The following is a 24190-nucleotide window of genomic DNA, read 5'->3' on the forward strand; positions in this document are numbered from 1 at the left end:
TTTCAGGGCAGTCATTCAATTGCCCATACACATACATCGATCGTCAGATTGGGGAGGGTAAGCAAGCGTTACAAAAATTATGTTTAATAATTACAATTATATCACGCACCAACTCGACTGTCAACGAAAAACTTTTTTTATTTGAACTGGTTATTTATACCACTTTAAAAAACCATGCAACTATAGCCCCTATCCCAACCCCGATAGTCACATTTTTTCCCAGTTATTCAGTTATTTTGTTTTCCATATAAAAGGGTGTTAACTTGTAAATTCTACTGTCTATTGTTTGACTTAAACTATAGAAATTACTTCGGTTTACCTACCTTATAGCTTATACCTTTTGCCGAAAAGAGGTCTCGACTAAGCCAGAGTAAAGTGAAAAGTTGAACCTTGCTCCGGTTCCGACTCCACCCAGATACATCCGCCGTGAATTTCCACAATTTTTTGACAAATTGCTAAACCAATACCTGTCCCAGAATATTCTCTTTGAGTGTGCAAGCGCTGGAAAATTTGAAAGATACGTTTTTGATGCTGCGGAGCAATCCCAATTCCATTATCTGAGACAGAAATTAACCAGTTTTCCTCGTGTTTGCAGGCGGTAATATGAACCACAGGCGGTGCATCGTGGCGATATTTAATCGCATTGCTGACTAAATTTTGAAATAGCTGTACGAGTTGAGAAATATCCCCCATTACCGCGGGTAATTCGCTGTAGGTGACAAGGGCTTTAGTCTCACGGATCGCCCCTTGCAGGTTCGCGAGTGCTTGCTCGACTGCATGATTGCAATCTGTCAGTTGAAAAGGTTTCCGACTCCGGCCAACGCGCGAATATTCGAGTAAATCGTCAATTAAAGTTTGCATTCTGGTGCAGCCCTGAACGATATTGCCGATAAACTTACTACCTTGGCTGTCGAGTTGGTCTTTGTAGCGTTTTTCTAAAAGTTGAGCGTAACTAGCAATGGTTGCTAAAGGCGCTTGCAAGTCATGAGAAGCCACATAAGCAAATTGTTCTAGTTCTGCATTTGAACGTGCCAATTCTTGGTTAGATTTTAATAAAGCCGATTCGGCGCGCTGGCGGTGGGATATCTCTTGTTGGAGTACCAAATTTTGCTCTTGCAAAGCTTTTTCAACGGCGCAACGGGTGCTGATTTCTTGTTGCAAAATTTGGTTTTTTTCCTGAAGAGTTTTTTCGACTGCTAAGCGGCTCGTGATTTCTTCTTGCAGCAGCATATTTTGTTCTTTTAGCTGCTTTTGTAAATTCCGCAGGCTGAGGTGACTTTCGATGCGGGCAAGCACTTCTTCAAACTGAAATGGCTTGCTGATATAGTCAACACCTCCCACAGCAAATGCGTTTACTTTGTCGAAAACTTCATCTTTAGCGCTGATAAAAATTACCGGTATTTCGCGAGTTTTAGGTTCTAATTTCAAGTGCTGACAGACTTCGTAGCCGTTCATTTCCGGCATCATTATGTCGAGCAAAATCAAATCTGGTGGATTAGAATTGCAGGCTCTCAAAGCCATTTTTCCGTTAATCACGCAGCGGGGGGTGTACCCCCTCTGAGTCAACATTGTAGACAACAGACGCAGGTTTTCTGGTGTATCGTCTACTACTAAAATGTTTCCTAACGGCGTCCCAGGTTGGTGATTGTTCATTGATTATTTCCCAGTTCCTGTTTTCTTCACAAAAAAGGTTTGCAGCTATTTTATTTGAGAATTACGAAAAACACCCGGTTTCTAGTAGGAATATGGGGAAAGAAAACGAGGAACCCGCTCATAAACTGGGTGTTTAGCCGTTTGTGTACAAGCAAGTCCTGTTATTGTTCGTTTACCAATCCTCAAATCCCCAGTAGGAGAGTCAGAGCATTATTGTTCCAAGTCAATCCTTTGTCTAAAACTTTAAATCCCGCGACTTCGCACATAGCTTCTAAAGCAGTAGCTGTAGGCAGCCACCACCACGGCGCAAAATCGTTCATGTCAAAAACTGCTTTCTCAGTTATCCCTATAAGTTGGTGGTTGTTGATGTATGGCCGCCAATAAGCTGTTAAAATAGCTCGTTCTGCGTCGTCCAAAGCGGGAACAAACATTACTCCAGAAGCCGGAATTTCATAGCGTCCCAACTCATTGTCTATAACTTCTTGGGTAATAGCTGAAGTGAAAATTAAATGCTCGCGAGTTATCTGACGCAAAGCAACTAAAATCTGCAACGGATGGGGGTGATGGTACAAAACTCCTGCACAGTGAACTACATCGTAAGGCTCGCCAATGTCTCCAAGCTGAATCTGAGTGATATCTTGATTGATACAGTGATAATTAGCAATATTTAAACTTGTCATGCGATCGTGAAAATCTTGCCACCAGTGGGAGGAGGCAGGGCTGACATCAATCATTGTCAGAGAAACTGCACCATATTTGCTAGCTACAGATACTTTTTCGTTGACAGTTCCCCACAAGCCGCCGACTTCTGCAAAAGTCTTGCCTTTGACTACTCGGGCAATGTAGCGATCGCGAATATCCTTAGCCTCTAACTCTAATAATAGAGTAGATTCCCCTGTTTGACGCTGTTTTTCTAAAATATCCTCTAATTTTTGGGATATTTCTGGATCTTTTGGGCGAATTTCTAAGGCCATTAAGTACAACATAATGGCTTCGTTAAGCCGATCGCTCTCAACAAAATTTTGGGCTATTTCGCAGTAAAATTCAGGAGCGTGCTGCGGCTGCATTTCGTGGTGATAGTAGCTAGTTGCTACATCTGAATCTACCGGAGTTCTTTTAATTAGAGCCTCACCTAACTTTATGTAAATTTTCGGGAGGGACGGCTCGATTTGAAGCGCAAAAAGGTAGGCGGAAACAGCATCGTTCCATGCGTGATGTCCACTCAAAGCATCGCCTAAATTGTAATAAGACCAAGAAATAGTGGGATTAAGTTCAATAGCACGTTGGTAAGCGGTAGCTGCGGCTTTCCACTGTTGGGTTTTTAACAGCGCTGCTCCTAAATTGTGGTAAGTCCAAGAGAATTCTGGATTGAGTGCGATCGCCCGCCGATAAGCGAGTGTTGCGGCTTCAAACTTTTGAAGTTTAACTAAAGTCAAAGCTAAGTTATAATGAGACCAAAATAAATCCGCATTTAGTGCGATCGCCCGTTCGTATGCAGCCTCAGCTTCCGACCACTTTTCTAGTTTAACAAGAGCATCCCCTAACTGGTGAAAAGCTGAGAAAAAATTCTGGTCTAATTCAGTAGCGCGCTGGTAAGCTGCGGCGGATTCAGACCATTCTTCTAATCGATCGCAAGCTGCACCGATGCTGTAGTAAGACCAAGAATAATCCGGGTTAATTTCCACAGCCGTGCGGTAGGCGATCGCAGCTTCTTGCCATTTTTCTAAATTGAGCAGCACGCTGCCTAAATTGTAGTATGACAAAAAAGAATTTGGATTTAAATCAATACTTTTTCGGTAGGCTGCCTCCGCTTCGCGCCAGAGTTCCTTAGCTTGCAAAACATTGCCTAATTTGTAATGAAAATCCGAAATCTCCGGCTGGAGTTGAATAGCTTTGCGGTAGTTAACAATAGCTTCGTCCCACTGCTTTAGCTCGCTAGCAGCTTCGGCCAATTGGCAGTAAGCTTCGCAAAAACTCGGGTTTAAATAAATCGTGCGGTGGTAACAAGTCAGCGCTTTTTCTGGCTTGTTTTGCGCCAACAAAGTATTACCTAAATCGAGATATTCTTCCGCTATCTCTGTCGGTTCCATCATGAGTGCTTGATACCAACAGTCTGCTGCTTCTTCAGCTTGACCGACTTGGGTAAATATCCGGCTCAAATTACGGTAAAATCCTGCAAAGTTTGGTTGCAGGGAGATGGCTTTTTGGTAACAGGCGATCGCCTCTTGCCACTGTTCCAAAGTAGCGCAGACAGTGCCGAGGTTAGCAAAAGCTTCGGCAAAATCGGGTTGCAGGGCGATCGCAACTTTATACCAATACCTTGCGTCTTCTAGTTTACCCTGAGCTTGCAGCGCCTTTCCCAAGGTCTTGCAAGTCTCTGCTGAATTGGGTTCAGATGCCAAAACTTGTTGGCAAAGTGCGATCGCCCGATCGAAGTTCCCTGTAGCCAAATAAATTTCTGCCTGCTGCTGCAAATTCACTTGCACTGTTTCTGAATTCATTTTTTATTTTCCTTTTGAGTAATCATTCCCTGTAAAATTATATGCTACACTTTGCCAAAGTTCAAGTTTTTGTAAGTAGAGCTACCGAACACAGAATAATGCTGAATGTGCGCGACATTAATATAAACTAGATAATCATAGGTTAACAGCGAGCTAAATAATGTCAACACCTACTCGAACACCGCAAGTAAGCGTAATTATACCTGTATATAATGGATCTCGCTACATCGTACAAGCGGTGGAGAGCGCGCTGTCCCAAACTTTTACTGATTTGGAGATTATTGTTGTAGATGACGGTTCTAGCGATCGCACGCAGCAAGTATTGCAGCCTTATTTTGACAGAATTCGCTACATATATCAGGAAAATCAAGGAGTAGCAGCCGCCAGAAATATTGCTTGCCAACTAGCGCAAGGCGAGTTTTTGGCATTTCTAGATGCCGATGACTATTTCCTACCATCAAAGCTAGAGAAACAACTAGCTTGCTTTAACGCTAACCCCACCTTAGATATGGTGCAAACAGGTTGGGTGATAGTCGATGAAACCGGGCGAGAAATTTCTGCTGTCAAGCCTTGGCAGCAAGCGTCAAAATTAGATTTAGAAAGCTTTATTCTATATAAATGCGTGCGACCGAGTGCAATGATCCTGCGCCGAAAGTGGTGGGAAAAATTGCGCGGTTTCGATTCTCAGTTTCCCCTAGCAGAAGATTTAGACTTTGCCTTGCGTTTAGCTTTAAAGGGGTGCAAAGCAGTTTGGTTAGAAGAGACACTTACCTGTTATCGCCAGCACAATTCTAATCTCATGTCAAGCGGTTTTCGCGTAATGAAGAATATAGAAATTGTGATTAAAAAATTCTTCGCTCGACCCGATTTGCCTCAGTCAATCCGGCAGTTAAAAAACCCGGAACGCTATCAATGCTTAAAGTGGCTGGCATGGCGGATGTATCGCGACGGTCATCTAACAGAGATGGCCCAGTGTTTAGAAGAGTCATTGCAATATACGCCTTTTTCGCCCACAAAAACAGTCTTGAATTGGCTGGAAAGTTTTCAGATGGCTTCTGAAGAATATGGTGAAAACTTTGACGCTTATTCGCTGAGTAAGTTAGCCCAATGGCAAGAGATAATTTTGATGGTGATGACTAATCCACCCCAATCTCAACAGAGTTATATTCCCACGCCTTCAAAAGCGCAAGCGCACATTTTACTCTACAACACGGACGATCCGGGCGTGGGAGGATTAGCGCAGTACAATCATGCCATTCTCTGCCAGTTAGCCTTGTTAGGGTATCGAGTCACTTGCGTGCAAACCAAATATTCTAGCCCCTTGCTTGAGCGAGAACGAGAGTTAGGTATAGAGCACTTGTGGCTGGATTTTATCGGCCATAAAGATTTACAGCGGGTGTTAAGAAATACTCAGGATGCACGAGAGCTTTTTGCTAGTAATAAACCGGATATGATTATTTTTAGCGATGGTTGGCCATTTTCCAATTTTGCAGCTAAACAGGTAGTTATAGAAATGGGAATACCATACATGATGGCGATCGGGTTAGTTATACCAGAACACGCAACTTTTTCCTGCGGGGATGTAGTGCCTTATGTAGAAGGAGTGCTCTACCACTGCCTGCAAGCTAGAGCGGTGGTTGTTGGGGCTTACGAACATTTGAATGTATTGTGCCAACATTTCAAGTTGCCAAAAGAGCGAGGACAAGTGATTTACTTGGGGCGTTCTCCCAAATATTTTGCACCTCCTAATGCTGGGGCTCGTCAACGTCGGCGACAAGAAATAGATATTCCTGAAGATGCGATTGTCTGTTTCACATCGGCTCGATTGGCATCGATTAAAGGGCATCGATATCAGATCGAAGCAATCAAGCTGTTGCAGCAGTCTCCTGTGTGGTCTAAACTGTATTTTGTCTGGGCAGGAACTGGTGAGGGAAGCGCTGACAATGTAGAAATAGAATTGAGGGAAACTATTAAAGAGTTAGGGGTGAGCGATCGCGTGAAGGCGATCGGACAGCGCTGGGATATCCTAGATTGGCTCGATGCTAGCGACATATTCATTTTGACTTCTGTAGCAGATGCAGCGCCTTCCCTTGCAGTTATGGAAGCGATGGCTAAGGGATTGCCGGTAGTTGCAACGGCTGTGGGCGGCATTCCTGAAGGGCTTGGCGATACTGGGAAATTGTTGCCCGATCCGAATACCGATCCAGAGGGAAGCGCGAGGGAATTGGCGAAAACTGTAGAAGCTTGGGCGATGAATTCAGAATTGCGACATCAAATCGGTCAAGCTTGCAAGCAGCGGGCCGAGAAAGTGTTTAAAGAGGAACGGATGTTGGCAGAGTCGATGGAGGCGATCGAAAAAGCTTTACTTTGCGATCGTCAAACAGATCCATTTGTTACTCAAAAAGAGGTGCAGAGGTCAATTGCGAAAATAGAAAGCCGGGTGCACTACAGCTCTTTAGTATGGAATGCTTGGCAGGCTTACTGTCAAGAAGATATAAGCGGAATGCAGAAGTCGCTTCAAGAATCTTTGAAGTACACACCTTTTTTGACAACAGAAACGCTGTTAAGCTGGGTAGAATATTTTGGCATTTTTTCCTCAGCTAAAGGGCATAATTTAGATACATATTCTCTAATTAATTCAGCAGAATGGCAACAATTAGTCCAGGAATTACAGGGTATTGAATCTGTATTTTATGCACGCTAAAATACCAAATTTACATTTCACATTCGGATTGCTCTCAACAGTAGAATTGCATCTGCCTTCTGCCTGACATCCGTTACATCCGTTACATCCGTTACAGAATCCGTTGCCGAACTTCCTGATCGCCGATAAAATTCATGTCAATAGCAAATCCGACACCGCGAGTAAGTGTAATTATTCCAGCATATAATGGCGAGCGCTACATCGCGCAAGCGGTAGAAAGCGTCATCAGCCAAACCTATAAAAACTGGGAAATTCTCGTCGTAGACGACGGCTCAACCGACGACACCCGCCAAGCATTGCAGCCTTATTTTGACAAAATTCGCTATGTTTATCAGGAAAACCAAGGAGTAGCTGCCGCCCGCAACCGAGGAATTCAGGAATCGCGAGGTGAATTAATTGCTTTTTTAGATCAAGATGACTTTTTCTTGTCCGATAAGTTAGCTGGACAAGTTGCGTTATTTGACGCTCAGCCATCACTAGGAATTGTTAATAGTGGCTGGCGAATTGTTAAAGAGCAAGGAGAGACAGTTTCCGATATCAATGGTTGGGAATATTTCCCAACATTAAACTTAAAAACATGGATAGTACAGATGCCCGTACTTCCTAGCGCCATGATGTTTTCGCGAAAGTGGTTAGAAAATGTAGGGGGATTCAACTCAGAGTTTGATTCCGTAGATGATGCCGATTTAGTATTGCGTTTAGCATTGTTAGGCTGCGAATCGGCTTGGCTACCCCAGGTGACCGTATGTTATCGCCAGCATGACAAAAATGTGTCAATTAAAAAATCGCTCGCACAAGCAAATCTGTTTATTAAATTAAAACAAAACTTATTCAATAAACCCGATTTGCCACAGCACATCCGCGACTTAGAAAATCCTGCTTTCTACGAAGCACTGACATGGATGGCATGGCACTTGTGCTATACCGGCTATCCGGCGTCAGCGGTTGAGTATTACCAAAAATCTTTCGCTTATACTCCTTACTCTGCTAAAAAAACCGTAGGAGATTGGATAAATCGTCTGGGTTGGTGCTGTAAAGCTTACGGATTTCCCCGAAATATCCAATCTTTAAGAAACTTACCCGAATGGAAAAAATTAATGTCTAGCATTCTCCCTCAGAAAACAGTGCGAGTCAGCGTAATTATCCCGGCATATAACTGCGAGTGCTACATTGCTAAAGCCGTCGAAAGTGCGATAGATCAAACTTACCAAGACTTGGAAATTATCGTCGTAGACGACGGCTCTACCGACAGCACTCGCCAAGTTTTAGAGCCTTACCTCGATTTAATTCAGTATGTTTATCAAGAAAATCAAGGAGCCGCAATAGCTCGCAATCGCGCTTGCAAGTTAGCCAAAGGGGAATTCTTAGCTTTTTTAGATGCTGACGACTTCTTCTTACCCGAAAAACTAGAAAAACAAGTAGCTTGCTTTGACGCTGACCCCACATTAGATATGGTGCAAACAGGTTGGGTTATCGTTGGCAAAAACGACGAAGGCATCTATGGAGTAAAGCCTTGGGAAGAAGAACCAAAATTAGATTTAGAAGCCTTTGTTTTCTACAAATCAGTGCGCCCCAGCGCCATGATGCTGCGGCGAGAGTGGTGGGAACGCTTGGGGGGTTTCGATCATCGCTTGCCGCCAACCGAAGATTTAGATTTTGTGCTACGTTTAGGTTTAAAAGGCTGCAAGTCAGTTTGGTTAAAAGAGATATTAACCTGCTATCGTCAGCACGACAGCAATATCATGTCTAACGGCTCCAAATTAATGAAAAATACCGAAATTTTGATGGAGCAATTTTTTGCTCGGCCAGACTTACCTCAGCACATCCGTGACTTGAAACGCGCGGAACGTTACAAGTGTTTCGTATGGATAGCATGGCGGATGTACCGCGACGGATATTTGCCAGCAATGGTCGAATGTCTGGAAAAATCTCTGTATTACACTAATCTGACAGGCACTGAAACTGTTTTTAATTGGCTGGAAACTTTTAAGGGGGTTTCAGAACAGTACGGCTACAACTTTGATGCCTATGCCTTAACCAATTTACAGGAATGGCAAGACATAGTGGCGATCGCAGCTAACAATCCTTATCAGTTTAAACCCGAGCCCAGTTCGAGTTATAGGCCGCCAACAAAGCACGTACTCCTGTACACAGAAGACTCAGGAGTCGGCGGATTGGCTCAGTTTAACCACTCGCTGATGTGTAAATTAGCTGCCGATGGCTACCGAGTAACCAGCGTTCAAAGTCAAGCTTCTAACCCTTTAATTACCGAACAAAAACAGCTAGGTATCGAACATATTTGGCTAGAGTTCGACACGATGAAAGAGTTTTTGCGAATAGCTTACAATTTGGATGATGCTCAAAAGATTTATGCCCAGGCTCGACCGGATTTAATTATATTTAGTGACGGCTGGCCGATGGCTAACTTTGCAGCTAAACAAGTTGCGATCGAGCAAAATATACCGTACATCATCAGTCTGGGTTATATCAATCGCAATTATGAAACCTTCGATCGCGGCGATCAAATTCCCTATTTCGATGCAGTTGCCTACCAGTACATTGTAGCCAAAGCAGCAGTAGCAGTTTCCCACGAAAATTTAAACTTGTTCCAAAGTCTATTTAAAGCGCGTCTAGAACGAGGAAAAGTAATCTATTATGGCAGACCAAATAGTTATTTTGAGCCGCCAAATCTTTCTACTCGCCAACGCCTGCGTCAAGAACAAGGAATCCCCGAAAGTGCTGTCGTTTGTTTTACGGCGGCGAGATTGACCCCAATTAAAGGATATCAGTATCAATTGCAGGCGATCGCCCAATTGAAAAATCGTCCAATTTGGCCCCAAATTTACTTTGTTTGGGCTGGGCCGGGGTCTACTACTCACGACAATCTGGAACCTGAATTAAGAGCAACTGTGAGCAAATTGGGAGTAGAAGAACAGGTTAAATTCTTAGGACAGCGCTGGGATATTGCCGATTGGCTCGACGCCAGCGACATCTTTATTTTATCTTCCCAAGCAGAAGGAATGCCGCTAGCAATTATGGAAGCAATGGCGAAAGGATTGCCCGTAATTGCCACAGCAGTCAGCGGGATTCCTGAAGAATTGGGAGATACGGGAAAGTTGCTCCCCGATCCTACAATCGACCCAGAAGGAACAGTAAAAGAGTTAGTAGAAACGGTGGAAATATGGGCAGAAAATCCAGAATCGCGCAGACTTGCAGGACAAGCGTGCAAAGCGCGAGCCCAAGAACTATTCAAAGAAGAACGGATGCTTCGGGAATATGGAGAAATAATTGAACAGGCATTGGTAAGTGACGATGAGAGCGACAGTTTCTCTATTAGTCCGAAACTCAAAAAGCAGGTACAGCAAGTGGATAGCCTGCTGAAATACTATTATTTAGTGTGGAAAGCTTGGGAGGCTTACGATCGGGGAGATATGTCCGAGATGGCGAGTAATTTGCAATCTGCTTGGGCCTGCACGCCTTATTTTACCACAGAAACTATCTTTGATTGGGTGAAAAATTTTGGCATTTTTGCTGTGGAAAAAGGGGTTAATTTCGATACCAGCGAGCTGATCGACTCCCGCTCGTGGCAACAAGTGATAGAATCAATACAGGGTTTTGAAGTGTTTTCATCGGTTCGTTAAAACTGAGTTCTTGCAGCATTCTTAGGAACGGGAAAAATGCCCATTCCACAAAACATCAACCAAACAAAAGATATGCAATTTACATTCAAGTTCCCACGTATTAATAAACTGCTGCCAATTTGTTTAGCTATTGTCACTGTTCTGTTAATAGCCTATTTGGGACAGCCAAGAGCGATCGCCCAACTGCGATCGAACGTTACAGTAGATTTTGGACAGCCAGCCACCGGTACAATTTCCATGAGCGGCATCCTGCACGGAATCGACACTGCAAAACCGCCGGATAGCTCGATCAAACCCTTGCAGCCCAAACTTTGGCGGGCCGGGAGACTCGATATCTACGATCGCATAATCGCCAGCGGAGCCGAGTTTCAGTTAGTAGTCAGCGACTTGTGGGGCTACGGTACCAATCCCAATGGCTGGCCCTATCAAAACTACCCCGCGTGGGAAGCATTCATCCGACAGTTAGCCCAGCAAAATAAAGGCAAGAAAATTATTTGGGATGTATGGAATGAACCAGATTGGAAAGATCCATTTTGGAAGGGAAGCAGAGAACAATTCTTTGAAACTTACAAAAGAGCTTACAAAATCTTGCGGGAAGAATTGGGGCCGTCAGCAATGATTGGCGGGCCGAGCCTCGGCCACTACAGCAAAGAATATCTTGCGGCTTTTTTGGATTACTGCAAGGCTAACAAACTTGAAGTTAATTTCCTCTCATGGCACGAACTTAACGACGCGATGATTTTATTTGTTGACGATCACGTAATTGAGGCTAAACGCAATTTTCAGCAAAGTCCCTCTTACAAGGAACTGAAATTGCAAAAAATTTACGTCAACGAAATTGTCGGGAACTTAGCGCAGTACCAGCCGGGGGAAATATTAGGTTATTTGTATAACTTAGAGTATGCAAAAGCTGACGGTGCTTGCAGAGCTTGTTGGGATACTCAAGGGCCAAATAAAGTTAGCAATTGCTTCAACAATACGCTGAGTGGGATGGTCACGCCTAATACTTTTGAGCCGAGAGCTGCTTGGTGGGCTTACAAAGCTTATGCTGACGGAGTTAATTCGCGGGTGCGGAGTTGGTCAAATAACAATCGCCTTGTCGCTTTAGCCAGTAAGTCAAATCCTGAAGGTAAAGCACAGATACTTTTAGGTTATTTCGATCCCAATTTTTCCTCAGCAACAACGGTAACATTAACCCTCGGCAATTTGGATCAGCTAGGTATTCAAAGAGGTCAGAAAATAACTCTAAAGTTAGAAAAGATTCCCAACAATCAAGAAGGAGCCGTGCCAAAGCTTGTCACCGTTAAAGAAGAAAGTTTTTCGGTGGGTAGCGGCAGCTTGGCTTATGTTATCCCTAATTTCAACGTCCACGAAGGCTACTTATTGACGGTTAGCAAGTGAGCTTGATTTGAAGAGAAATCGCGGGGTGGGGGCGGGTTTATTTAACCTATCTGTACTTTTTGAGGCTAGTGGTGAACCCGCCCCTACGGGTTTATCGATCGCGCGGTAGCTGATGTCAGTAGAGTTTAGCTGGGATTATTCAAAGATTTTTGCACCGATTCCAACCACTCTCGGACTGTTTGATTTTCGGATTGTGGGTCGTAGTAACACCCTAATTCATCGAGGATGAATGCTTCTAAATCGGCGGGGGCGATCGGCATTTCTAGCAGTTTGCTGAGTTCTTGCGATGCAGCTTCAACACTTGCGGGCGGTTCGCTGCTGCGGTAGTTGTTCACTACATCACTGGGAATGTCAGCTTCTAACGGCCAGTCTTGGTGAAAGTAGGAACTGAAAAATTGGGTTAAATGAGGAAATTGATCGATCATTGGGGATAGGCTGTGAGAATAAAGTATCCGGGAGGTAATTTGGCGCTGCGCTGGAGGACGATTCTCAGGCGAGATGTTGAAGTTGCTTTGGATGTGCGGCGACGCACAGTAATGCCAATTATTCTGTTGGCATTGTAGTCGATCGTATAACGATTACCTTGAGTTTTCACCCAAGAGTCGATCGCACTTTGATTTCTGTTCATTGCTTCTGCAATAGCCGCTTCGGCGACGGAACGATCAGTAAAAGAAGATGCGGCAGGAATTCTCGTTTCGCTTGCGAGTCGCTGTGCTAGTTGTGCTTCTGTTTTACCAACGTGTCTCTCTAAAGTGTGTCCTCCGGCTGATTCGTGAAAGTCTAATCCGCCGCCCGGTATGTTGGGTACAAAAGCTACGGTGGTTTGTGGTATGGTTGAGATTTTCGGTGCAACAACCGTGGCGTAAACATCAGATATAGCCGATTGGAATAATATAATTATTGAGGCGATCGCACACAGGATACCTAAAAACTTTTTTAGGCGATCGAGTTGAGTTTTCATTGCTGGTGAATCTCTTCCTTATATTTAGTAGAGGTGTTGGCTTTGTTTGTCTATTTCCTAATCTACCATTCGTAATACCAATTTAATGTGAAGTTGCACATATCTCGATCCCCCTAAATCCCCCTTAATAAGGGGGACGAAAGAGAAGAATCTTGTCCCCCCCTTATTAAGGGGGAGTAGGGGGCAAGCTAAGGGGGGATCGGATTCTATGCAACCTCATAAAAAATTGGTATAAGTTAGAAATAGCGCGCCGCATTTAAATATACGGTGTGCAGTGCGCGACCTACGGTTAAGTAGAAATTTCCCGCAATATTTAAATACATGGTTCTCCGCGCGCACCCTAGGATTATTCATAAATAGAGGTAAATAGAGGGCGATCCGCCCGCACCCTACGATGATTGAGAATAGTTCGTGATTTCTGTGGTTTACAAAGCTTCACTCACTATGAGAAAAAGTTAATAATTCTTTGACTAAATCACTGATGATTGATGATAAATTAATTGATCATCTTTAAAAAATTGAAAAAATGCAAGTAGTTATCCTAGCAGGTGGTCTCGGTACTCGTCTCAGAGAAGAAACAGAATTTCGTCCCAAACCCTTAGTTGAGGTGGGGGGGCATCCAATTATTTGGCACATCATGAAGATATATGCACACTACGGTTTCCAAGACTTTATTGTGTGCTTGGGCTATCGCGGCAACATGATTAAAGAATATTTCCTCAATTATGAAGCCATGAACAATGACTTTACTATCTGTCTGGGACGCCAAAATATTATCACTTATCACGAGGAGCATCTTGAACAAGATTTTAAGGTGACACTGGCTGAAACTGGCGCAGCAAGCATGACGGGAGGCCGGGTAAAACGGATCGAAAAATATATCGATCGCGAGAATTTCATGGTGACATACGGCGATGGAGTAGCTGATGTCGATATTGACGCCTTGATGGATTTTCACAAGTCTCACGGGAAGCTGGCAACTGTCACTACCTTTCGCCCGATTTCTCGCTTTGGAATTTTGGAGGTAGACAGCGATAGCCGCGTAGTTCAATTTACTGAGAAACCTCAAATCGATGGGTGGATCAGTGTTGGATATATGATATTTAACCGCCGGGTATTTGACTATTTGGGGGGAGATGATTGTATTTTAGAACAGGAACCAATGCAGCGTTTGGCCGCAGACGGACAGTTGATGGCTTACCGTCATGACGGCTTTTTCTTTGCGATGGATACTTTTCGAGAGTACAAGTATTTAAACGAACTTTGGGATGAAGGGAAGGCTCCTTGGAAAGTGTGGAAATAAGTTAGTTGTGGCCTTCTCAGTCAGCCTTTTATGAACGGGCAAGATGCCCGTTCCACAAGAGAGAGAACTTATTTGTTGTGGAACAGGCATCTTGCCTGTTCTTGATAAGGGTGCACAATGTGAGGAAATAAGTAGGGACACGGCAGTGCCGTGTCCCTACATCTGCTATAAAATAATTATAAAAAATGGATTTTCAAGATATTCTCAACAGCACAGAAACTTACCTGCAAAAGTGCGTTTTACCCCACGCGGAAATTATCGACAGCGACTCGGAAGCGCTGAAAACAGCAGTTGCGGGATTGGAAGATCGATCGCTCTTAGCATTGCGAGTTCCCCAAAAATGGGGCGGTGCCGAAATTGCACCGGAGATTTTTTACCAATATCAGGAATTGACGGCTCGATATTCCGGCGCTTTGTCTTTCCTGCAAACTCAGCACCACAGCGCAACTGCGATGCTTGCCAACAGCGACAATGAAATGCTAAAAAGCAGATACTTGCCCGCGATCGCCCAAAAAGAGTTACGCTTGGGTATTGGGTTTTCGCATTTAAGGCGATCGGGCAATCCGGCAGTCACCGCAACTCCCACAAAAGTGGGCTATTTACTGTCAGGAAAAGTTCCTTGGGTAACAGGTTTTGGCTTGTTTCAAAAGTTTATTGTAGCGGCGGTACTTCCTGACGAACGCGCTGTTTTCGGTTTAGTGCCTTTTGCCAATATTGAACGCGAACATGGTAAAATAGCTTGTAGCGAAATCATGCAGTTAATCGCCATGAATTCGACTAATACTGTGACAGCAACTCTCGATAAGTGGTTGCTGGATGAATCGGAAATAATTTCAGTTAAACCTGTGGGCTGGATTTCGGAAAACGACACAAAAAATATACTGAATTTTGTTCCGGGTACTTTTGGCTGTATTCGAGCCGGATTGGATGTAATTGCAGCAGCGGCGGCTGCAAAAAATTCACCTTTTATAACGGCGGCTTGCCAAAAACTAGAGCAAAAGCTCGATCGGCTAAAACAGAATTTCCCACAATCTCAACATAGCTCGAAAACAGAACAATTAGCGCTGCGAGCTCAAGCCATTGATTTAGCGGTGCGTTGCGGGCACGCTGCAGTTGCAGTTTCTAGCGGTGGTGCTAACGGTGCGGTACACCCGGCCGGGAGAGTTTATCGAGAAGCTTTGGTGTATACTGTTTCCGGGCAAACAAAGGATGTGATGGAAGCAACGCTCGATCGACTAATCCAATTTTAGATTTTAGATTTTAGATTTTAGATTTTAGATTGAGAGTGCAGACGGTCAATCGATTTTAGATTTTAGATTTTAGATTTTAGATTTTAGATTTTAGAATTGAAGAAACTGTGTTTAATAAATAATAGATATATTTTACCTGATGACAGACCAATTAAACTCCAATAATCTCAAAACGATCGCCTACAGCCAAATTGTAGACTTAACCCATGCAATTCACCCAAATATTCCCATTTGGCCAGGAGATCCAGCGACAGAAATTGCCACAGTATCTCAAATAGAAACAGACGGGTATTTCCTGCGAAAATTCTCAATGGGAGAACACAGCGGCACTCACATCAACGCACCCAACAGCTTTTATGCAGGAGGTGCCAGCATTGATAATTATTCCCCGCAGTCGCTCGTTGTGCCGGCAATTGCGATCGACATCCGAAAGCAAAGTCTTGCCAATCCCGACTACACTTTAACAATTGATGATATATTGACTTGGGAACGGCAGCACAAACTTATAGAACCGGGAAATATAGTTTTATTGTATACTGGGTGGCAAGAAAAATGGGATGACGAGAAAGCATTTTTCAACCGAGACGATCGCGGAATTTGCCACTTTCCGGGATTTGGCAAAGCAGCAACTCAATTTTTGCTAGAAGAACGCTCTATCGCGGGAATTGGCACCGACACTCACGGAGTCGATACCGGGCGAGATGAAAGTTTTGCGGTTAACAAATTGGTATTGGAAAAGCAGCGAATAGTGCTGGAAAATCTAGCAAATCTCGACTTGTTACCTGCGGATAAAATCACTTTAGTTATCGGAATATTGCGCCTTTTGGGAGGTTCAGGTTCGCCAGTGTCGGTGTTAGCTTTTGTTGCTTGAGGCGGTAAAACTTACATCTTGTACTATGCTCAAGAACGGGCAAGATGCCCGTTCCACAAAGAGTCAATTTTTTTTGTGGAACAGGCCGAAAAGCCTGTTGCTAAACGGAAAGCCCGATGCCCTTTCCACAAAGAGTCAATTTTCTTGTGGAACGGGCATCTTGCCCGTTCCTAAACAGGTAATTGAGAATGGTGCAATATCTCAGGTAAAATTAGATTGAGAGAAGTCGAGTAAAAACAATAAGATTAATGACAGAACTGCCCAAGGATCTCAACGAGGCGATCGCCCAATCCCGCATTGCCACCGCCGCTGCCCTCTCGGACGGCAAAACTCTACTGCAAGTCGAATTAGTATTTCCAGAAATCGCCCTGCAAGCACAGTCTATCACCCTACAATTCCTCCCAGAATTTGAGGAAATCTACCCCGGAGTAAAAGTCTTTTTTCCAGACACCGGTGCGGCAGCCCTCGCGCGCCGCGACTGGGGAGAAACACCGTTTAAAGTAACTGATTTAGGCAGCAGTCGCACTCCTGTTGAAGATAAAATAGCGCCGGAAGATCAACTTTTCCTTTTGATCAATCCAGCAGCCGTAGAAGTTGCCCAAGTCGAAAAACTTTACATAGCTGCTGCAGGTCGCCCAGTAATTCTACTCAACCCGCGCCTCGAAGATGTTGCCACCATAGGTATAGGCTATGCGGGCCGCCAATTGCGCGATCGATTCCTCAGCAAAATTGAATCCTGCTACTACATCAGACCCCTAGACACTGCTGCTTTATTCCGCTGCTACCCCCAATCTTGGCAAGTGTGGCTGGAAACAAACGACGAATACAAACTAATTTCTGAAACCGCCCAAAAACCAGTCGGAGACGATTTAGAGCGGATTTTAGCCGGTTCTCTCCCCAGCGCCGATCCTGACTCCACCACACCTGCCAAACCCTTAAAAAAGAAAGGTTTTTTGGCAGAACTCCAGACATTCCTCAAAGCTTTGACTCAGTAACAATCGTTAAGGCTCGATCGTATTTTACGGTGTGTCAGGTAGGATTATTTTCGACTTAATCCGTCGGCTAATCGCTGATGCACCCTAAAGCGTGAAATAACTCAAAGCTTTGCCTCAGTAACAGCAGTTGCAGAAGCACAATTAACAGCTTGCCTGTGTTTCTACCAGTAGCTACGCCAACAGGTACTGGCGAGCTTTACAGAATCTTTATAAAAAGCACTATAATGGGTGACACCCCTCCACCGTAAAAGAGGGGAGGCAAATAACAGCAAAATCAGATGCTATAAGCTAGAGATGGGGCTTTTGAGTCAGGGAAGCGGATAAACACAATGGAGCATCGGCGCATTGTTATCGGGGACGTACACGGGCATTACGACGGCTTAATGACCCTGCTAGAGGCACTTGCCCCCGGCTTGGACGATCGCGTCTATTTTTTGGGAGACTTAATCGATCGTGGCCCCAAAAGCGCTCAGGTATTAGATTTTGTGCAGCAAAGCCCCTACCACACTCTGTTGGGCAACCACGAACAACTGATGCTGGAGGCTTTGTCGGGGACGCCGATGGATATGCGAGCGTGGCAATCTTGGCTCTACAGTGGCGGCGATGCGACAGTAGCCAGCTACAGAGAGACAGGGATGATGCCGTACAAACACTTAGAGTGGCTGCGATCGCTCCCCACGCACCTGGATTTAGGGGACATCTGGCTGGTTCACGCCGGCGTTGACCCCCATCTGTCGATCGATGAACAGTCGATCGAACAACTCTGTTGGATTCGCAGGGAATTTCACACCATGTCGAAACCCTATTTTCCCAATAAATTAATTATCACCGGTCACACAATCACCTTTACCTTTCATGGGGTCAGACCGGGCGAATTAGTCAGGGGCGAAGGGTGGTTGGATATTGACACGGGTGCTTATCATCCCAAAAGCGGCTGGCTGACAGGATTTGACCTCAGCTACCGCAGAGTTTATCAAGTAAATGTATTTAACAATCAAGTCCGAATTTTGCCGTTTGACGAAGTTGTCCGGCAATTGAAGCCGCAGCCGATTGCACCCCCGCAACCTGCGATCGATTCTATTGTTCAACAGCAGTGTTAAATCAAGTTTTCGTTTTAGGGTATGTCAGTTTAAGTTCGATCTATCTTATATCTTGCACGATTCTCAAGAACGGGCTCTCCGGCCCGTTCCACAAAGAGTAGATTTTCTTGTGGAACAGGCCGAAAAGCCTGTTCCTAAAAGGCTAATTGAGAATGGTGCAAGATGTGATATCTATTAAATCGAAATTAACTTGCTGCTGACATACCTTAGTAACTGGATTTATTTTTTAACGAACCGCGAAGACGCGAAGATCGCGAAGTAAGAAAAGAGAAGGGAAGAGAAGAGAAAATAAGAGAGTGTCTGACTGATTTAAAATTGCTACGAGCCCAAAAGCCTGCGGATTTCTAGCCTGTAATCCTCATTATCCAAACCTTCACCGCTAGCAAGATCCGGATCTATAGCCTGTGAAATAGCAGCAATACGATCGGCAGTAGCCGGGTGAGTGCTCAAAATGCTCGGAGGAGAAGGCTTGTTGAGCAACTTTTTCATAAAATCAACCATCCCAGATTGAGCGTAGCCTGCTCGCCCCATCGTTTGCAATCCCAACTGATCGGCTTCATACTCAGCTTGGCGACTGTGGGGACGGCGCAAAGCCAATTCTACCCCAATCTGAACCGCCTGAGATCGATCGAGCCCAGTGGCGGAAGCTACGCCTGAAGCGATGGCCATTTGACGCATTTGTTGAATCGCGTGGCGAGCATTAATGTGAGCGATTTCGTGGGCGATCACACTGGCCAATTCTGCCTCATTGTCCGCCGCTGTCATCAAGCCTTTATTCACATAAACAAAACCGCCCATAGTTGCAAAAGCATTAATCGCGTCGTCGTCAATCACTTGAAAAGTATAAGGAATATTGGGGCGAGTGCTTTCTTGAGCGAGTCGTTGACCGATACGGTTAATATATTCTGTAGTGTCCCGATCGCGGTCAATCTTAAACTGGCTCCTGGTCAACTGCTGATTAATTTGTCTGCCAATAGTCACCTCTTGGCGATCGGACATATTCGACAATTGAATCACTTGAATGCCTCGGAAAATCAGTTCAGGCAAAGAAAATGCTTGAGTCGGTTCCGGGGAAACCACCCAGATACCCGCAGCCACCATCAGGGACAGAAACAGATAAATCCCCCGGCCACAAGTACGCCGGCAAGTCAACCAAAAATTTTTTAACATGAGTGATAGGTGCCAGAAGTTAGATAAAATTGTAGGAAAAACTCGAAAAGTCACTAAATAGGCAGACGCCATTTGAGGCTGATTAGTTGCTATTCTAGCTTTTTGTCAATTTTTAACCGCGCCACCAGCTTCTGGGCGATCGGCCCGCAGGCCAACCAACCCCCCTCAACTGCCTTCTGCCTTATGCTTTAAGTGCCCAAGTCATGCGGATTTTGGGCGATCGTTGTGGTAATATCTTTTAGCTTCAGGACTTACACATCAATAAAGTATGTCATTGCCAGCGGTAGCTCAGCAATAGCAGCATCTGTTTTTCATCGATGTCTGCGTAAGTCCTGAGCTTGTAAACATACTCCTGTCGCTATCAGTATAATAGGCGATTATGAAAATTTTAGATTCTCAAGGCCGACTGTTCGGCAAACTCAGCATTCTAGACGTAGCTGCAGCTCTGATCGTACTGCTAGTTGCAGTCGGAATCTTCTTCTTTCCCGGCACTTCTGGCGGTTCCGTCGCCCAAGTCGGCACCAGTATCAAACCTGTAGAGATTGATGCAATTGCGATCGGTCTCAAAGGAACAAACGTTCAAGATTTGTTCAAACCAGGTGATAAAATCAATGTGGTGATCCGCAATCAACCCTCCGGTCAGATTACCATCAAATCAGCCAAAACTCTCACCAGAACCCTAGCAGTTCCTCAGCCCAACGGCACTCTGAAAGCTCTCCCCGACCCCAGAGAAGAAGAAGCTTTCAGCAAAAATATGATGTTTACCTTAGAGGGAAAAGGTCAACTTACTGAAAATGGCCCGGTTTTAGGTAATACGAAAGTCAAAATTGGCACTACGCTAGAGCTTGAAGGCAACAAGTACATTTTCAACGCCAGCGTCATCGACGTGCGAGTGAAAGAATAATTAGTAGTCAGTAGTCAGTAGTCAGTAGTCAGTAGTCAGTAGTCAGTAGTCAGTAGTCAGTAGTCATTGCTAATGGGGAAGAGGGAATTCATATTCCTTCTTCCTTCTATCCTTTACATCCGTTACATCCGTTACATCCGTTACATCCGTTACAAAATCCGTTGCCGAACTTCTTTACCCTTCCGAAAGCAATTTTAAGTATTGCCTAATTAAGCCAATCGTGACAGCGGGAATTTCTAACTGCGGAGTCAAACCTACGTTTTCCAGAGGTTGAAAAACTTTGATTGCTTCGGGGTTGAGATTTGCCAACCGCTGGCCGATATCGGGGCCGGTAAACTGCGATTTTTCTCCCCAAATAATCGCTGTCGGCGTTGTTAGCTGAGTGATGTACAGCGACAAGTCAAAGCACAAATCTCCCCGCACAAAAGACAGGGCGGCATATTCTGCATTTGGTTCCAAAGCAGATTGGAGGTAAGCATCAACAATTTCTTGGTAAACGCGACGCGAATCGGCAAATTGGCGTTGTTCTAGGAAGCTACGGATGCCGCCGTCTGTGGCGATTCCGGTACTGTAGAGCAATTTGTCTAAAATCGGCGTGTTGACTAGCTTAGCGAAGAAACTGCTGCCGTAATCTTGTCCGAAGTCCGACAAACCGCTGGGTATCGTCAAAATTAGGGATTTGAAGAGATCCGGCCGTGCGATCGCAGCTCGAATCGCGATCGCCCCTGTTAGCGAAGAAGCAATCACCTCTGTCGGACTACCGCAAGTTTTTTCGAGAAATTCGATCGAAGTTGTGATATAATCTTCAACCTGATAATTTCTTGCCGGATGTTCCGATCGCCCCCAACCGATTAAATCCGGTGCTAAAATTCGATATTCTGTCGCAAAAGCCGGATAAACTTTCGACCATTCGTAGGCACTCGACCCGCCGCCAAAACCGTGAAAAAATACTAAGTTGGGCTTATTTTCCGAAGTTGAGGTCGGCAACCCCATCCAAGGCATTTTTTCAGCAGTGTAGTAGACCATTCTGCCGAGAGAAGTAACTATCGATCGCTGACCGAAGCCGAGGGGTACAAGCATAAACTAACCTTAATCGCTGTTATATTTTAGATTCTTTTCCGTCGCCCCGTCTTTATTTAAAAAACTTGCAAAGCTGGTGGCGTTTTTGTAAAGATTGAGTAATGATTTAAATCTATTTTAGTACAGGTGAAGCGTGAAACTACAGACAGCAAGTAAGTTTTGCGATTTGGGCAATTCGGCTGTGTAGTTATCCTTACCCTTGCAAACTACCGCCGATCGGAGATAATAGCAAAATGATGGGTAAGACCCCTCAACAAAATAGAGTCTGTTCGCCAACCCCGAAAGCAGGCGCTCGGAAAGCAGGAGTATTAGAACTCGCTTTCAAGCAGGCGGCAGGTTGGCGGAGGCTCGCCAATCACGAATCATTAATCACGATATTTTGCGGAGCAGTGGCTTTTGAGGTCGAAAGTCTTTGTTGGAGGGCGGGCGATGGGGTTTCGATTCCTAATTGCAGGTTTGGCAATCACTGGCCTCGCCGTTATCAATTCCAAAACACAAGAAACAACTAATCTCAGGGAGGTCTACTAAAATGCAACTGCTCAGAAAAAGGGATCGCGAGGGTTTTATGGTTGATGCGAAAAGTCTTCAATCGGACGGGTTGGCAGAATTTGACACAGCCTGTCGAAGCATGGATTTAAACGGCAAAAAGTCTTTTGTCGCTACTCCAGAACGATCGGGCGCAGGGTCAGATGTGCGATCGCGCGCCACGGTACCTGCGATCGTCCGCGTAGCTTTAGAAGACTTGAAATGCTTTGAAGTAGTAGAACACCAGTTTGCACATTGGGGGGTGACTTTTAGCAATGCCGTCGCCATCCAACCTTCAAACCCAGCATTTTTCACCGGTTCAGGGGCAACAGTGTTAATGGGAGCCCCCAAAAGCGGACTGATAGAAGTAATTTTTAAGTATCCAGTTCGCTGGGTGTCAGGACTTGTCACCAGTTCGCGACGAACTGTTTTATCTGCTTGTGATATTGACGGCAACCCAATTGTTCAGGATGAAATGCCGGCGCCCAATCTGATCGGGTCTAATTCTCCGATCGCCCCTAGGGCTCCCCTGCGCGTAAAAGCTCCGAATATTCATCGAATTACTTTTTACGCTTTTGACGGTCAGCTAGTAGTCGATGACTTGATTTTTGGATTTTAGACTTGAACTAAATCACCCAATAGTTCGCTAAACTTATCCATAGTTAATCCTTAAGAGGAATTTCTATGTGGAAAGTGGCAGAATTTGGAAAATTAGTTGGAGTTTCGTCTTCTACCTTGCGGCGTTGGGAAAGTGAAGGCAAGTTAGTCCCCAATAGGACACTAGGCAACCAACGTCTTTATACAGACAGTCACCTTAGTATCGCGCGAAATCTGAAAACAGGTAAAACACCAAACCGAGTTATCGTCTACTGCCGGGTCTCATGCGCTGGACAAAAACCAGAGTTACTTCGCCAGACACAGGCTATGGAACAATTTTGCTTGGCGCAAGGTGTGTCCATCACTGACTCGATTCAAGAGATTGGGGGAGGACTGAACTTCAATCGTCCCAAATTCCTGCAAATCATACAATGGGCAATACAGGGCGAAGTCAAGATGCTATACGTGGCTCACAAAGATCGACTGTGCCGATTTGGATTTGAATTGGTCGAGCAAATTCTACAGTGGAATGGCGGAACGATTATCGTCGCCAACGCCGAAACCCTTTCACCGCATGAAGAATTGACTCAAGATTTACTGTCGATCATCGACGGCTTTTCTTCCCGCCTCTACGGATTACGGAAATATCAAGCAAAAGTTAAGAATATTGTAGAGGATATAGATCCTTGTTCAGAGTCCCATATACCTCATCAAGTAAAAAAGTCAAAGTAAGTTTAACTATGTTTGCCGTCAAACGATCGCTAAAATTGAATAACAACGAAGCGACTGTGAGGGCAAAACACGAAGCATGGAGGCAGGTTGTGTTTAATTTCGGGTTCTTGCGAACCCTGATTTATAGTGAGGGCAAGCTTTCGGACTCGAACGCGATCAAGGAAGTCAAAAAAGTTCTCACCAAAAAACTGGGTCTGAAGCCCCGTCGTTCTACGACGGCTTTTTATTGATTTTCCAGTTTCCTAATCAACCCTCTCAGTACGTCTGATTGAGAGCGCATTGTCTTTGTACAGTAACGCGCAAGAATTTCAGCTTCTTGAGAACTGATGCGTATATGCAATCTCTTATCTTTTTCCATAACTTCCACGATGTGTACTCAGTTTATGTGTACAATATAGCAAGGAGGTAAAAACAATGCAACGCTGGAACTACAAGTTAAAACCGAACAAAGAGCAAGCCGCGCTCATGGCCCAATGGCTTATAACACTGCGTAAGCACCGTAATTATTGTCTGAGAGAACGCTGAGCGCGGCTGGGAGACTAACAACAGAAATGTTGAAACGCCTCGGAGCTATGCTTTTGGGTCTTATTGCGAAATAGACACCCGTTTAGAAGTTGGTGCTGTGTGTCCTCTTAGTTGTCCGGTTGTCAAGCATGGCGTTATGTCTGCAACATTAACCAAGACCAGTAAAAAGCTAGGTCTGTGTTGGGATAGCGCTGGGGGTATTCAAAGTAAGAGAACTACTGAGTTAAGAAAAGAAAACGAGTGGTACAGCCGTATTGATTCAGATGTGTTGCAGCGA

At 44.8% G+C, this 24190-nt stretch carries 19 protein-coding genes; 13 read left to right on the plus strand and 6 right to left on the minus strand.

Annotated features, from left to right (window positions below; genetic code table 11):
• Positions 1–360: 360 nt before the first annotated feature.
• Both QT992_RS02505 and QT992_RS02510 read right to left on the minus strand, forming a co-directional pair.
• Positions 361–1653, minus strand: a complete 1293-nt coding sequence (locus QT992_RS02505) for an ATP-binding protein (protein ID WP_333313320.1) — start codon at positions 1651–1653, stop codon at positions 361–363.
• 182 nt (positions 1654–1835) lie between these two features.
• Entirely contained in the window at positions 1836–4154 is a 2319-nt protein-coding gene (locus QT992_RS02510) for a tetratricopeptide repeat protein (RefSeq protein ID WP_333376460.1), read from the minus strand.
• Positions 4155–4314: 160 nt separating this feature from the next.
• Here QT992_RS02510 and QT992_RS02515 point away from each other — a divergent pair, with 160 nt between their 5' ends.
• The 3 genes from QT992_RS02515 to QT992_RS02525 all read left to right on the plus strand — a co-directional run bounded on the left by QT992_RS02515 (position 4315) and on the right by QT992_RS02525 (position 11900).
• Positions 4315–6858 carry a glycosyltransferase gene (locus QT992_RS02515; protein WP_333376462.1) on the plus strand — a complete coding sequence of 848 codons (2544 nt, stop codon included), beginning with the start codon at positions 4315–4317 and terminating at the stop codon, positions 6856–6858.
• Between the two features lie 134 nt (positions 6859–6992).
• A complete protein-coding gene (locus QT992_RS02520) occupies positions 6993–10499 on the plus strand; it encodes a glycosyltransferase (protein ID WP_333376464.1) in 3507 nt (1168 codons plus the stop codon).
• A gap of 36 nt (positions 10500–10535) precedes the next feature.
• Entirely contained in the window at positions 10536–11900 is a 1365-nt protein-coding gene (locus QT992_RS02525; RefSeq protein WP_333338045.1) for a GH39 family glycosyl hydrolase, read from the plus strand.
• 125 nt (positions 11901–12025) lie between these two features.
• On the opposite strand, the gene QT992_RS02530 is transcribed toward QT992_RS02525, so the two are convergent.
• Positions 12026–12325: a contact-dependent growth inhibition system immunity protein gene (locus tag QT992_RS02530; RefSeq protein WP_333313327.1), complete on the minus strand. Its 300-nt coding sequence runs from the start codon at positions 12323–12325 to the stop codon at positions 12026–12028.
• Entirely contained in the window at positions 12322–12861 is a 540-nt protein-coding gene (locus tag QT992_RS02535) for an RNase A-like domain-containing protein (RefSeq protein WP_333338049.1), read from the minus strand. The genes QT992_RS02530 and QT992_RS02535 overlap by 4 nt, the downstream gene beginning before the upstream one ends.
• A 526-nt stretch (positions 12862–13387) precedes the next feature.
• Between QT992_RS02535 and rfbF the strand changes: the two genes are divergently transcribed.
• The 5 genes from rfbF to QT992_RS02560 all read left to right on the plus strand — a co-directional run bounded on the left by rfbF (position 13388) and on the right by QT992_RS02560 (position 18380).
• On the plus strand, positions 13388–14164 hold the full coding sequence (gene rfbF / locus QT992_RS02540) for a glucose-1-phosphate cytidylyltransferase (RefSeq protein WP_333338051.1): 777 nt from the start codon (positions 13388–13390) through the stop codon (positions 14162–14164).
• A 185-nt stretch (positions 14165–14349) separates the two neighbouring features.
• Positions 14350–15414: an acyl-CoA dehydrogenase family protein gene (locus QT992_RS02545; protein ID WP_333338054.1), complete on the plus strand. Its 1065-nt coding sequence runs from the start codon at positions 14350–14352 to the stop codon at positions 15412–15414.
• A gap of 139 nt (positions 15415–15553) precedes the next feature.
• On the plus strand, positions 15554–16285 hold the full coding sequence (locus tag QT992_RS02550) for a cyclase family protein (protein WP_333338057.1): 732 nt from the start codon (positions 15554–15556) through the stop codon (positions 16283–16285).
• A 248-nt stretch (positions 16286–16533) separates the two neighbouring features.
• Positions 16534–17280 carry a DUF1995 family protein gene (locus QT992_RS02555; RefSeq protein WP_333338060.1) on the plus strand — a complete coding sequence of 249 codons (747 nt, stop codon included), beginning with the start codon at positions 16534–16536 and terminating at the stop codon, positions 17278–17280.
• Positions 17281–17609: 329 nt separating this feature from the next.
• A complete protein-coding gene (locus tag QT992_RS02560) occupies positions 17610–18380 on the plus strand; it encodes a metallophosphoesterase family protein (RefSeq protein ID WP_333338062.1) in 771 nt (256 codons plus the stop codon).
• A 318-nt stretch (positions 18381–18698) separates the two neighbouring features.
• Here the strand turns inward: QT992_RS02560 and QT992_RS02565 are convergent, their stop codons facing one another.
• Positions 18699–19550 carry a M48 family metallopeptidase gene (locus QT992_RS02565; protein WP_333338064.1) on the minus strand — a complete coding sequence of 284 codons (852 nt, stop codon included), beginning with the start codon at positions 19548–19550 and terminating at the stop codon, positions 18699–18701.
• Between the two features lie 379 nt (positions 19551–19929).
• On the opposite strand from QT992_RS02565, the gene QT992_RS02570 reads away from it, so the two are divergent.
• A complete protein-coding gene (locus tag QT992_RS02570) occupies positions 19930–20454 on the plus strand; it encodes a DUF4330 domain-containing protein (RefSeq protein ID WP_333313339.1) in 525 nt (174 codons plus the stop codon).
• A gap of 174 nt (positions 20455–20628) precedes the next feature.
• Here QT992_RS02570 and QT992_RS02575 read toward each other — a convergent pair whose 3' ends face one another.
• Entirely contained in the window at positions 20629–21534 is a 906-nt protein-coding gene (locus QT992_RS02575) for an alpha/beta hydrolase (protein WP_333313340.1), read from the minus strand.
• Between the two features lie 565 nt (positions 21535–22099).
• Here QT992_RS02575 and QT992_RS02580 point away from each other — a divergent pair.
• From QT992_RS02580 to QT992_RS33525, 4 genes are all read left to right on the plus strand, one after another.
• The gene (locus QT992_RS02580) at positions 22100–22678 is read left to right on the plus strand and encodes a hypothetical protein (RefSeq protein WP_333290287.1); all 579 of its coding nucleotides are present in this window, start codon (positions 22100–22102) and stop codon (positions 22676–22678) included.
• Positions 22679–22743: 65 nt separating this feature from the next.
• Positions 22744–23388 carry an IS607 family transposase gene (locus QT992_RS02585; RefSeq protein WP_333338071.1) on the plus strand — a complete coding sequence of 215 codons (645 nt, stop codon included), beginning with the start codon at positions 22744–22746 and terminating at the stop codon, positions 23386–23388.
• Between the two features lie 8 nt (positions 23389–23396).
• Positions 23397–23618, plus strand: a complete 222-nt coding sequence (locus QT992_RS02590) for a hypothetical protein (RefSeq protein ID WP_333338074.1) — start codon at positions 23397–23399, stop codon at positions 23616–23618.
• Positions 23619–23802: 184 nt separating this feature from the next.
• Complete coding sequence (locus QT992_RS33525; RefSeq protein ID WP_445251082.1) at positions 23803–23913, plus strand: helix-turn-helix domain-containing protein; 111 nt, start codon at positions 23803–23805, stop codon at positions 23911–23913.
• Positions 23914–24190: the final 277 nt, after the last annotated feature.

Source organism: Microcoleus sp. T3_D1, assembly GCF_036700405.1.
Classification (GTDB): Bacteria; Cyanobacteriota; Cyanobacteriia; order Cyanobacteriales; family Microcoleaceae; genus Microcoleus.

What these genes read in the sequence shown, in the direction of transcription:
- QT992_RS33525 (WP_445251082.1), top strand. Translation starts at nt 23,803, where the DNA reads ATGCAACGCTGGAACTACAAGTTAAAACCGAACAAAGAGCAAGCCGCG.
- QT992_RS02555 (WP_333338060.1), top strand. Translation starts at nt 16,534, where the DNA reads ATGACAGAACTGCCCAAGGATCTCAACGAGGCGATCGCCCAATCCCGC.
- QT992_RS02505 (WP_333313320.1), bottom strand. Translation starts at nt 1,653, where the DNA reads ATGAACAATCACCAACCTGGGACGCCGTTAGGAAACATTTTAGTAGTA.
- rfbF (WP_333338051.1), top strand. Translation starts at nt 13,388, where the DNA reads ATGCAAGTAGTTATCCTAGCAGGTGGTCTCGGTACTCGTCTCAGAGAA.
- QT992_RS02530 (WP_333313327.1), bottom strand. Translation starts at nt 12,325, where the DNA reads ATGATCGATCAATTTCCTCATTTAACCCAATTTTTCAGTTCCTACTTT.
- QT992_RS02590 (WP_333338074.1), top strand. Translation starts at nt 23,397, where the DNA reads ATGTTTGCCGTCAAACGATCGCTAAAATTGAATAACAACGAAGCGACT.
- QT992_RS02575 (WP_333313340.1), bottom strand. Translation starts at nt 21,534, where the DNA reads ATGCTTGTACCCCTCGGCTTCGGTCAGCGATCGATAGTTACTTCTCTC.
- QT992_RS02580 (WP_333290287.1), top strand. Translation starts at nt 22,100, where the DNA reads ATGGTTGATGCGAAAAGTCTTCAATCGGACGGGTTGGCAGAATTTGAC.
- QT992_RS02520 (WP_333376464.1), top strand. Translation starts at nt 6,993, where the DNA reads ATGTCAATAGCAAATCCGACACCGCGAGTAAGTGTAATTATTCCAGCA.
- QT992_RS02585 (WP_333338071.1), top strand. Translation starts at nt 22,744, where the DNA reads ATGTGGAAAGTGGCAGAATTTGGAAAATTAGTTGGAGTTTCGTCTTCT.
- QT992_RS02515 (WP_333376462.1), top strand. Translation starts at nt 4,315, where the DNA reads ATGTCAACACCTACTCGAACACCGCAAGTAAGCGTAATTATACCTGTA.
- QT992_RS02525 (WP_333338045.1), top strand. Translation starts at nt 10,536, where the DNA reads ATGCCCATTCCACAAAACATCAACCAAACAAAAGATATGCAATTTACA.
- QT992_RS02550 (WP_333338057.1), top strand. Translation starts at nt 15,554, where the DNA reads ATGACAGACCAATTAAACTCCAATAATCTCAAAACGATCGCCTACAGC.
- QT992_RS02560 (WP_333338062.1), top strand. Translation starts at nt 17,610, where the DNA reads ATGGAGCATCGGCGCATTGTTATCGGGGACGTACACGGGCATTACGAC.
- QT992_RS02565 (WP_333338064.1), bottom strand. Translation starts at nt 19,550, where the DNA reads ATGTTAAAAAATTTTTGGTTGACTTGCCGGCGTACTTGTGGCCGGGGG.
- QT992_RS02510 (WP_333376460.1), bottom strand. Translation starts at nt 4,154, where the DNA reads ATGAATTCAGAAACAGTGCAAGTGAATTTGCAGCAGCAGGCAGAAATT.
- QT992_RS02570 (WP_333313339.1), top strand. Translation starts at nt 19,930, where the DNA reads ATGAAAATTTTAGATTCTCAAGGCCGACTGTTCGGCAAACTCAGCATT.
- QT992_RS02535 (WP_333338049.1), bottom strand. Translation starts at nt 12,861, where the DNA reads ATGAAAACTCAACTCGATCGCCTAAAAAAGTTTTTAGGTATCCTGTGT.
- QT992_RS02545 (WP_333338054.1), top strand. Translation starts at nt 14,350, where the DNA reads ATGGATTTTCAAGATATTCTCAACAGCACAGAAACTTACCTGCAAAAG.